The 813-nt window shown below is 34.6% G+C and carries 1 protein-coding gene; it reads right to left on the reverse strand.

Annotation, left to right across the window (positions count from 1 at the left end):
- Positions 1 to 4: 4 nt before the first annotated feature.
- Positions 5 to 813 (reverse strand): IS630-like element ISMae24 family transposase (locus MICAI_RS15865; RefSeq protein ID WP_039900305.1); only part of this gene is annotated, 809 nt, incomplete at its 5' end.

The raw sequence follows: 813 nt of genomic DNA on the forward strand, positions 1-813 counted from the left end.
GTACCTAGGCAAAATTAATTACATACTCGCCTCCAAAATTGTCCAGCACTTTTTTAACGTAAGCGAGGAGGCTCTTTCGGTCTTTATAGGCGCTAAATTCAATCCATTCATATTTTAAAAATCTCCATAATATTTCAATTAAATTTAAATGAGGTGAATAAGTGGGCAACCAAAATATTTTCAAATTTTTCTTTTCCCATTCCTCAAGTTTCTCCATAAATGCCTCGCTGGTATGAATGGAAGCTTGGTCAATTATTATGACAGTTTTTTTCTGTATATTTTGGCAATATTTATCCAGAAAATTAATAACTATCTCGCTAGTAACCGTTCCGACCTGTGTCTCATAAAATAATTGATTATCTCGTTTCATTATTCCTAAAATATTTAGTCTTTTACCTTCAATTGGTGGTAACTTTATCGTGGTTTTTTCTTCTTGCCAAGCGTCAGGAATACAAGGCTTTGAATCCCATCCCATTTCATCCAAATATCCTATCTCAATCTCTCCTCTTTTTTCCTGTTTTTTTAGTTCTTCTAAAATAGGTAGTTTGACCTCAAGCTCCCACTCATCAGGGGTTTTGGCGACCCCTCTTCTCACCCTTTTCCACCTCATGTTGATTTTTTTTATGAGTCTTTTTATCGTGTCTTTGCTTACGGTTAATTTCCATTCTTCTACAATTTTTATCTGGATTTTTTTTAAGCTTTTCGGTTCTTCTTTTACCCAGTCAATAACTTGTTGACCTTGTGCTTCTGTCAATTTAGGTTTTCTCCCTCTTCCTCGACGATTATAAAAACCAATTAGTTTTCTATCTTCCC

Origin of the sequence: Microcystis sp. T1-4 (assembly GCF_000297435.1) — a bacterium.
Classification (GTDB): domain Bacteria; phylum Cyanobacteriota; class Cyanobacteriia; order Cyanobacteriales; family Microcystaceae; genus Microcystis.